The following is a 9,251-nucleotide window of genomic DNA, read 5'->3' as shown; positions in this document are numbered from 1 at the left end:
CCGCCAGGCCGGCAGCAGTGCCGATGTAGCGTGCGTGGCCGGTTTCGGAACCGGCCGCCCGCTCAGCCGCAGCCTGCCCGCGGGCGTCAAGCACGACGTCGAGCTCGGCGATGACCGACACGGACGCACCCAGGCGGCTCCGGACATCCCTGATTTCGGCGGCGAGCAATTCGGGCGTCGGTGCGGTGACGAGCACGGCATCCACGTCGTTCGCCGGAACCTGCCCCTCGCCCACCAATGCTGAAGCGGCAAGCACCGGCAGCTGCCCCTGCAGCGGCCTGGGAATGATGGACGGTCCCTTGAGTGAATAGCCGCTGCCAGCGAATTCGGCGGGGGTTTCAAAATCGACGTAGTGCAGCTTGTCCACATCGATATAGCGGCCCGTTGCGACGTCACGGATCACGGCGTCGTCCTCCCAGGAGTCCCACAGCCGGCGGGAAACCTCAATCGAAGCGGCGGCTTCCTGGGCCAGCGCGGTGCCGGCGACGTTGTTGCGCCCGGCGGCGGCCGCCGCCCCAGGTGATTCCGCTGCGGTTGCGATCCATCCGGCACGGCCGCCGGAAACGTAGTCCAGGCTCGCGAGCTGGGTGGAGACGTGGAACGGCTCGGTGTAGACGGTGTCCACTTCGGGAACGAGTGCGATGGTCCGGGTTATTGGTCCGGCGTAGGCGGCGCGCTGCAGGGCGTTGGTCCGGCCCGGAGCCGGTGCGTCAATGAACGTGGCCGCGTGGAACCCTGCGGATTCAGCGGCCAGGACGGCTTCGGCGGGTGTTGCGAAGTCCCCGCCGTCCCATCCGGCGCCGTCGAGCTCGATCGCCAGGAAACCGGCCCGTCCCGCTTCTGAGGTGTTCTTTTCCGGGGTGCTCACTGCTGGTCCTGACGTTCGTAGGGGATCTTTTCGCCGGCTTCGATGGGCACCGGCAACCTGTTTTCCGCGGGCGGCAGCGGGCAGGTGGCGAGGTCGGTATAGGCGCACGGCAGGTTCACGGCCCGGTTGAAGTCGAGCTCCACTGAGCCGTCCGCTGCCGGGACCACCGACAGCGAGCGGTTGGCTGCGTAGGTGGTTTGGCCGGAGGTCTGATCCGTGAACAGCACCAGCAGGGATCCCGGCGCGTGCCCGTTGAATGCTGTCAGTGCCAGTTCCTGGCCGGCAAGCTTGAAGCGGATCTCGCCCGGCGCCTCGTACACATGCTGGATGCCCTCGACGGCGGCACCCACCGTGGTGGGGCGGGGAACCTCGAACGGCACATAGGTTCCCCGGACTGCGTACGCCGCATCCGGTGAGTAGGCCGGTGTGCCCTGGTAGTCGCGCAGCAGCCCGTTTTCCGGATTCCGCGGCCTCACGATGTACTCGCCGCCCCGCTTGGCAAGCTCAATGACGGTTTGTCCGGAGCTGAGGTTCAGGCCGCCGCGTTCAGCGATGGGACCGATGACCGTTTCCCCTGGCGGGAGGGCCTGCTGCTCCAGTTCCAGTATCTCGCCGGGCTCCAGGATCACGGTGACGACGTCGTTGGCGGCGCTCCAGGTTCCGGGCACTCCGTCCAGGGCGGCGGGCTCGGGGCCCAGCCAATGCAGGTGGGTGACGGCCAGGAAGCCGTGGGGGTGTGCCCGGTGACGTTCATGGGCCGAGTGCCATTCCTGCCAGTCGGCTTCAAAGGATTCGAATGCGGTTTCAGTGTGCGTAGACATAGCTGCTCCTGCTGGTCTTGGTCTGGGCGGATTCGGGGCGGCTGCCGTAAGGGTCTTCGGGCTCCCACAGGGTGGTGGGCGCGGCAGCGCGGACTGCAGGAATGACTTCCAGGGCGAAACGCTCCAGGATGTCCAGTTGCTGTTGCGGTCTCCACCACCTGGTTGAGCCGGTCCGCAGTGGAGACGATCCCGCCGGTCAGCGGGTTTTTCAGGTGTGGGATGATGTCCAGGACCTGGAACTTCACGGGGTTTTCGCCGTCTGGGTGGGAGCGCCCTGGGCGGCCGCAAAGCTTTCTTCGGTGATGGTCCTGGACTCCGGCAGTGCCTCCTCGGACAGGCCCCAGCGCTCCAGCACCTTGGCGTACGAGCCGTCTTTAATGGCGGAGTTCAAGGCCTCGGTGATCACCGGCGCCAGGCCATTGCCCCGCAAGGTGGTGGCAGCCACAAGGGTTTCGGACGGCCACCCGGCGTTGACCTTGCCCACCACCTTCAGGTCGTCTCGGGTGTTTTCCCGGTACACCGTGGACGGATAGGGCGCGATGTTGAGGTCGGTGCGTCCCGAGGACAGCGCCAGGATGGTGTCTGCATCCGAGGAGTAGTACTGCAGGGTGGCGGGTGCCTTGCCCTTCCCTTCAAGCTCTTTATTCCACGCCAGCAGGATCTTTTCCTGGTTGGTCCCGGAGCCCACGGACACTTTCAGCCCGGAGATGTCGTCGGCGCCCTTGATGTCATGGGTGGCGGACTTTTTGGCCTCAAAGCCCATAAAAGCCGCCCGGTAGCTGGCGAAGTCGAAGAGCTTCACCCTGTCCTTGTTGACGCCCACGTTCGAAAAAACGGCCTCGAAGTCACCGGACTGGGTTTTCAGCGGCCAATTCTCCCAGGACGTCACGTGGACATCCAGCTCCAGGCCCAGCTTGTCGGCCACCAGCTGCGCGATGTCCAGCTCGGACCCGATCGGCGTCTTGTCATCCGTGGCGTGGAAGGACAGCGGAATGGATCCCGCGGTGGTGGCGATGGTCAGCTTGCCGTCCTTGCCGATCAAATCGGGAACCTTAGCGGCGAGCGCCGTGTCCTTTTCCGCCCGGATTCGCTGCTGGTCCGGGGCTGTGTTGTAGACGACGCCGTTGCGTGCCGCCGTCGTCTGGGCTCCATCGCTGGCGGAACCGGCGGCTGTTGCACCGGGATCGGCGCAGCCAGCCAGGGCAACAGTTCCCAGGAGTACGACGGCGGGCAGCGCCGCGGGAGTGCGCCTGTTGCGGAAGCGGGGGGCGCGGATGCCGGCAGGTGAAGAGAATGCCATGGGGAAGTCCTTTAGATGTTGAAAGCCGGTTCGAGCACCTTGGAGAGAAAGCTTCGGGTGCGCGGTTCCTGCGGGTTGGTGAAAAAGTGTTCCGGGCTGCCCTGTTCCACGATCTGCCCCTCGTCCATAAACACCACGGTGTCCGCCACGTCGCGGGCGAAGCCCATCTCGTGCGTGACGATGATCAGGGTGGTGCCGGATGTGGCAAGTTCGCGGATGACGTCGAGCACTTCGTTGACCAGTTCCGGGTCCAGGGCCGAGGTGGGCTCGTCGAACAGCAGGATCTTGGGGTCGAGGGCCAGGGCGCGGGCAATGGCCACCCGCTGCTGCTGGCCACCGGAGAGTTGGCGGGGGTAGGCGCCGGCACGGTCCTTCAGGCCCACCCGGTCCAGCAGCTCCAGGCCGCGGCGCCGCGCGTCCTCCTTGGAGCGGCCCAGTGCCACGACGGGAGCTTCGGCCACGTTTTCGAGAGCAGTGAGGTGCGGGAACAGGTTGAAGTTCTGGAACACCATACCGATCCCGGTGCGCTGCTTTAGGATTTCCTTCTCCCGCAGCTCGAGCAGCCGCTCGCCGCGGACTTCGTAGCCCACCAGCTTGCCGTCAATCGAGATGAAGCCGCCGTCCACCTTTTCCAGGTGGTTGATGGTGCGGAGCAGGGTGGACTTGCCCGAACCGGAGGGGCCAACGATGACGGCCACGCCGCCTGGCTCCACCGTGAGGCTGACACCTTTGAGGACCTCGATGGCACCGAAGGACTTACGGACTTTGGTGATTTCCACGAGGCCGCGGGTAGCGGCGGCAGGTGCAGCGGCGGTCATTAGAGGCTCCTTGCCCGGTTGGTGGCCACTGCGTGGGTGGCGAAGAATTTGCGGGCCTTCTGCAGGGGCGTCAGCGGCAGGTTCCGCACCGCACCCTTGGAGTAGTGCCGTTCGATGTAGTACTGGAAGATGCTGAGGACCGAGGTGATCACCACGTACCAAAGAGTTGCCACGAGGAGCAGCGGAAGGACCTGCTGGGTGCGGTTGTAAATGACCTGGACTGTGTAGAACAGTTCGGAGTAAGCCAGGACGTACACAATGGAGGTGCCCTTCACCAGTCCGATGATCTCGTTGAAGGCGTTCGGTAGGATGGCCCGCATGGCCTGTGGCAGGACGATGCGGGTGGACCTCCGCCAGGCCGGGATGCCCAGGGCAGCAGCGGCTTCAAGCTGTCCCTGGTCCACCGAGAGGATGCCGCCGCGGATGATCTCGGCCGAGTACGCGGCCTGGTTCAGGGTCAGGCCCAGCACAGCTGCCGCGAACTGGCTGATCAGAGTGGTGGTCTGCACCTCGAAGAACCGGACGTCGGTAAAGGGGATGCCCAAGCTGATCTTTTCGTACAGGTAGCCCAGGTTGTACCAGAGCAACATCTGGACCAGCAGCGGCGTGGACCGGAAGATCCAGGAGAACGTCCAGGACACCGAGACCAGCAGCGGCGAGGGGGACAGCCGCATCAGTGCCAGGACGAAGCCCAGCACAAAGCCGAGGACTCCCGAGATCGCGGTCAGCTTCAGTGTCTCCAGCAATCCGTTAATGACGGACTGGGCGGTGAACCACTGCGCCACCACGCCCCACTCCCAGCGGGGGTTGGTGGCCAGGGACCACGCCACCGCGAGGACTCCGAGGGCCACGACGGCGGTTCCCACCCACCGCCAAGGGTGTTTGGCGGCTACCACACGGTAGGCGGAGTAGTCAGTGGCTACCCGGGCGGTCCCGTCTTCGGGTGGGAGCCCGCCTGCACCATGAGCAGCCGTTCCAGGAGCTGCGGCCGGCGCCGGGCCTTCAGCTGACTGGGCTGACTTTGTTGACTGCGCCACCGTCGTTGCTGCTGAACTCACGCGCCACCTCGTTTCTCTGGTTGGGCCGGAGCTGGTTGCCCCGGGTGCTGGCTGCAAATCTAGGACCGGCCCGAAGGGGGCAGCAAGGCAGCAGGTTGCATAACTTCACCGGAGTTCGCACAGCGTCATGAGTCGGTTTTTTGCGTCTCTTGACGTGTTGTGACGCGGAGTTAACGGCCGTGACCAGGCGCTCGACCGCCGTCGGAAACGCTGCCTAGCATGGGCACTCCAGCCGCCCCCAACCGCCGCTACCAGGAGCATCCATGCCAGCGAACATCCCGGCCGTCGTCTTCCTGGGCGGCGGGCCCCGCACGGCCGGCGTCCTTGAGCGGATCGCCGCGAACCGCCCGGAACTCTTCAGCGGGCCGCTGGAGATCCACGTGGTCGAGCCGCACGTCCCGGGTTCCGGCCGCATCTGGCGCTACGACCAGGACCCCGGCCTCCTGCTCAACTCCACCGCGGCGGACATCACCATGTTCACCGACGCCTCGGTTGCCTGCGAGGGTCCTGCCGGCAAGGGCCCGAGCCTGGCCGAATGGGCTGCAGGCGTGGTGGACGGCTCCATCACCGACGTGCCGGACTTTCCCCGGCCTTTGTGGGAGCAGCTCCGCTCACTGACAGGCGCCACGTTTCCCACCCGGCAGCTGCAGAGCCAGTACCTGGAGTGGTTCTTCCGTCGGGCAGCCAGGTCCTTCGGCCGTCAGGTGACGGTTCACCGGACCACCGCCGTGGCTGTCAGCCAGGCCGGTGACGCGGTCTCCCCTGCCAATGCCGCCAGCAACGAGGGCAAGTACCTCGTTACCCTGGCAAACGGGAGGACTTTGCGGGCCGACGTCGTGGTTACCGCCCTGGGCCACACTGATTCCCGTCCTGATGCCGCTTCTGCCGCCTGGGCCGATTTTGCCGAACGGCACGGCGGGTTCCATGCGGCACCCAGCTACACCACCGGCGTCGACTATTCGCCCCTCGCTCCAGGACAGGACGTAATCGTTTCCGGCATGGGCCTGGCCTTCGTTGACCTCCTGGTCCTCCTGATGGAGGGACGCGGCGGCCGCTTTGTGGAGAATCCCGACGGCGGCCTGCGGTACCTTCCGTCCGGGCGGGAACCCAGGCTGTGGGCCGGGTCGCGCCGGGGCGTGCCGTACCACTCCAAGATCTCAGCAACGCTCCTGGGCGAGGCGCCCGGCCCGCTGCGTTTCCTGACCGCCGCAACCGTGGATGCCCTGCTAAACCAACACGATGAACTGGATTTCCGCAGGGACCTGTGGCCGTTGATCGCGAAGGAAGCCGGCTATTACTACTACCGGGAGCTGCTGACCGGCAGCCCCGCCCGGGCGGCCATGGGCTGGGACGAGTTCGCTGCCCGCTACTCCGCCCTGGACTGGTACAGCCCTGCCCGGGAGGAGCTCGTGGCAGCTGCCGTACCGGACCCCGCCCTGCACTTGGATCTGGAACGGCTGGACCGCCCCTTCGCCGGCCGTCGCTTTGCTGGCAACGAGGAGGTGCAGGATGCGGTGGTTGAGTACATCCAGCAGGATCTTGTGCTCCGGGACAGCCCCGACCACCCCGAAACCCTCGCCCTTTTCCTGGCCCTGCTCCACGTCTACATGGAAGTAGGACGCGTCGTCCCGCCGGAGCGCCTCAACGCCCGGTCCCAGCAGGCGGTCCACGGCTGGTGGCACGGGTTCTTCAGTTTCGTGGACTCCGGGCCGCCGCCGCACCGGCTCCGCCAGATGCTGGCACTGCACCGTGCCGGCCTGCTGCACTTCCTCGGGCCCGGCCTTGAGGTGGGCGCGGACGAATCCACCGGTTTGTTCCACGGCAGTTCAGCGCAGTCAGGGACGTCTGTGGCGGCAAAAGCCCTGATCGAAGCCCGCCTGCCCTCCCCCACCGTGGCGCGGTCGCTTAACCCGCTGCTGCAGTCCCTCCACCGGACCGGCCTCGGGGCGGAACAGCAACTGCTCACCGCGGACGGGATCCACTCCACGGGCAAACTGCTGATCTCGGCCCGGCACGAGCTGGTAAGCGCCGAGGGGAAGCCGCAGCCGCGGATCTTTGGCATCGGCCCCGGCACGTCCGGCTGGGGCGCCGGAGCCTTTGCCCGTCCCGGCACCAACGCCGCACCCTTCCGTGAAAATGATGCTCTGGCCCGGACCATCCTGGCCGCTGCCCGTGGCATCGCCTCCCGCACTTCCACCACAATGTCTCCAGAACAAGCCGCCGTCGGAAAGAACTGAACCGTGACAGCAGAACCGGACCTCGCCCGCCTACCCCTAGACGGTGCGCACCAGCCCCTCGTCGTTGCGCGCCGGCCGCTTGACCCGGCCGCGCTGACGGTCCTCAACCTCCCCATGCACGATCCCCGGGTACGGCCGCTGTTGGACGAGCTCGCCGTCGAATACGACACCCGGTACGGCGATCTCTTCGGGCGGACGGCGGCAGCCGACGAGCTGAACCGCTACCCCGCGGAGGAATTTGAGGCACCCGGCGGAGCGCTCCTGGTGATCCAGGAAAACGGCGAATCCATCGCCGGCGGAGCCTTCCGCCGCTACGATGCCACAACGGCGGAACTGAAGCGGATCTGGACCCACTCCGGCCACCGTCGTCGCGGTTTGGCCAAGGTGGTAATGGCCGAGCTGGAAACCCTCGCTGCCAGCCGCGGCTATACGCGGATTTATCTCACCACCGGTCCCCGCCAGCCCGAAGCCAAGCACCTTTATCTCAGCACCGGCTACCAGCCGCAGTTTGACCTGGACGCGGACCCGGAGACGTTGAAGTTCCTTGCGTTCACGAAGGAGCTGGGCACCCGCCGCTAAGCTAACGGCATGGCCAACAAAACCACAGCAGAGAAGCTTGCCACCATCCAGAAGGGGTACACGCTGGAAGGGGCCGCCATCGAACTCGGCGCCGCCATCGTTGACGGCGAACTCCACAAGGAGGCGCAGGTCCGCCTGCCGCTGGCCATGATGAACCGGCATGGCCTGGTGGCAGGCGCCACCGGCACCGGCAAAACCGTCACGCTGCACATGATGGCCGAACAGCTCTCCACTGCGGGTGTCCCCGTCTTCCTGGCGGACATCAAAGGCGACCTCTCGGGCCTCGCCACGGCCGCCACGGGCAGCGAGAAACTTGCTGCGCGCACCGAGAGCATCGGCCAGGCCTGGCAGGGCAAGACTTTCCCCGTAGAGTTCCTCGCGCTGGGCGGTGACGGCAACGGTGTCCCTGTGAGGGCCACCGTGACGTCCTTCGGCCCCATCCTGCTCTCGCGCATCATGGAGCTGAACGATACGCAGGAATCCAGCCTGCAGCTCGTGTTTTATTTTGCGGACAAGAACGGCCTGGAGCTGATCGACCTGAAGGACCTTAGGGCGGTCATTCAGTTCCTGACGTCGCCGGAGGGCAAGGACCAGCTGGAGGAGTTGGGCGGGTTGTCCAATGCCACCGCGGGCGTGATCCTTCGGGAACTGGTGAACCTGGAGGCCCAGGGATTGGAGAAGTTCTTCGGCGAACCGGAATTTGATACCGCCGAACTGCTGCGCACCGCCCCGGACGGCCGCGGTGTGGTCACCTGCCTGGAACTGCCCACCCTGCAGACCAAGCCCATGCTGTTCTCGACCTTCCTGATGTGGCTGCTGGCCGACCTTTTTGAGGACCTGCCCGAAGCCGGCGACCTGGACAAACCGAAACTCGTGTTCTTCCTCGACGAGGCACACCTCCTCTTCAACGATGCGTCCAAGGCGTTCCTGGAGGCCATCACCACCACCGTCCGGCTCATCCGTTCCAAGGGTGTTGGCATCTTCTTCGTCACGCAGACGCCAAAGGACGTGCCGGCTGAAGTCCTCGGCCAGCTGGCCAACCGGGTGCAGCATGCGCTCCGCGCGTTCACTCCGGAGGACGCCAAGGCGCTCAAGGCGACGGTCTCCACCTTCCCGATGAGCGACTACGACCTCGAAGAGACCCTGACGTCCGCGGGCATCGGCGAAGCCGTGATCACGGTCATGAACGAGAAGGGTGCGCCCACTCCCGTGGCCCATACCCGGCTGCGCGCCCCTGAATCCGTGATGGGCCCCAGTGATGAAGCCCTGGTGAGAAGTACGGTGGCCGGGTCGTCTTTGCTGGGCAAGTACGGGACCGCCGTAGACAATCCCTCGGCCTACGAGAAGCTCACCGGCAGGGCGGCGGCTCCCACCGGCCCGGCTGCGCCCGGCGAACCTCCCGTTCCCGGCACCGGCAGCCACGGTGCCAGTGGTGCCGGCACCGGCAGCCACGGTGCCGGTGGTGCCGGCGGCGCCGCCGACGTCGATGCCGAGGCGCGGCGGATAGAAGAGGAGATCCTCGGGCGGCCCAGCAGCCTGCCCGCACCCACCAGGAGCAGCGGCCGCCGCG

8 protein-coding genes are annotated in these 9,251 nt (G+C 66.2%); 3 read left to right on the top strand and 5 right to left on the bottom strand.

The genetic code is table 11. From position 1 onward, the window contains the following. The 5 genes from AC5RV1_RS20615 to AC5RV1_RS20595 form a co-directional block, all read right to left on the bottom strand. The coding region (locus AC5RV1_RS20615; RefSeq protein ID WP_493995845.1) for an LLM class flavin-dependent oxidoreductase at positions 1-868 on the bottom strand (868 nt) is incomplete at its 3' end. Continuing rightward, entirely contained in the window at positions 865-1,689 is an 825-nt protein-coding gene (locus AC5RV1_RS20610; RefSeq protein WP_493995844.1) for a DUF1684 domain-containing protein, read from the bottom strand. The genes AC5RV1_RS20610 and AC5RV1_RS20615, both read right to left, overlap by 4 nt. 241 nt (positions 1,690-1,930) lie before the next feature. Then, positions 1,931-2,989 carry a transporter substrate-binding domain-containing protein gene (locus tag AC5RV1_RS20605; RefSeq protein ID WP_493995843.1) on the bottom strand — a complete coding sequence of 353 codons (1,059 nt, stop codon included), beginning with the start codon at positions 2,987-2,989 and terminating at the stop codon, positions 1,931-1,933. Positions 2,990-3,000: 11 nt separating this feature from the next. Further along, positions 3,001-3,807 (bottom strand): amino acid ABC transporter ATP-binding protein, encoded by an 807-nt coding sequence (locus AC5RV1_RS20600; protein WP_493995842.1) that lies wholly within the window; start codon positions 3,805-3,807, stop codon positions 3,001-3,003. Beyond that, the gene (locus AC5RV1_RS20595) at positions 3,807-4,865 is read right to left on the bottom strand and encodes an amino acid ABC transporter permease (RefSeq protein WP_493995841.1); all 1,059 of its coding nucleotides are present in this window, start codon (positions 4,863-4,865) and stop codon (positions 3,807-3,809) included. Before AC5RV1_RS20595 ends, AC5RV1_RS20600 begins: the two co-directional genes overlap by 1 nt. Positions 4,866-5,128: 263 nt before the next feature. On the opposite strand from AC5RV1_RS20595, the gene AC5RV1_RS20590 reads away from it, so the two are divergent. The 3 genes from AC5RV1_RS20590 to AC5RV1_RS20580 all read left to right on the top strand — a co-directional run. Continuing rightward, entirely contained in the window at positions 5,129-7,102 is a 1,974-nt protein-coding gene (locus AC5RV1_RS20590) for an FAD/NAD(P)-binding protein (protein WP_493995840.1), read from the top strand. A gap of 114 nt (positions 7,103-7,216) precedes the next feature. Beyond that, on the top strand, positions 7,217-7,681 hold the full coding sequence (locus tag AC5RV1_RS20585; protein ID WP_493948150.1) for a GNAT family N-acetyltransferase: 465 nt from the start codon (positions 7,217-7,219) through the stop codon (positions 7,679-7,681). A 9-nt stretch (positions 7,682-7,690) separates the two neighbouring features. Then, positions 7,691-9,251, top strand: a 1,561-nt coding sequence (locus tag AC5RV1_RS20580) for a helicase HerA-like domain-containing protein (protein ID WP_493995839.1), incomplete at its 3' end; no start/stop codon positions are given.

This window comes from Arthrobacter sp. Hb9-2, assembly GCF_059091165.1.
This window is presented reverse-complemented; position numbering and strand designations above follow the sequence as displayed.

Bases quoted from the DNA above. Each gene is read 5' to 3' on its own strand.
- AC5RV1_RS20610 (WP_493995844.1), bottom strand. From the start codon at position 1,689: ATGTCTACGCACACTGAAACCGCATTCGAATCCTTTGAAGCCGACTGG.
- AC5RV1_RS20605 (WP_493995843.1), bottom strand. From the start codon at position 2,989: ATGGCATTCTCTTCACCTGCCGGCATCCGCGCCCCCCGCTTCCGCAAC.
- AC5RV1_RS20600 (WP_493995842.1), bottom strand. From the start codon at position 3,807: ATGACCGCCGCTGCACCTGCCGCCGCTACCCGCGGCCTCGTGGAAATC.
- AC5RV1_RS20590 (WP_493995840.1), top strand. From the start codon at position 5,129: ATGCCAGCGAACATCCCGGCCGTCGTCTTCCTGGGCGGCGGGCCCCGC.
- AC5RV1_RS20585 (WP_493948150.1), top strand. From the start codon at position 7,217: ATGCACGATCCCCGGGTACGGCCGCTGTTGGACGAGCTCGCCGTCGAA.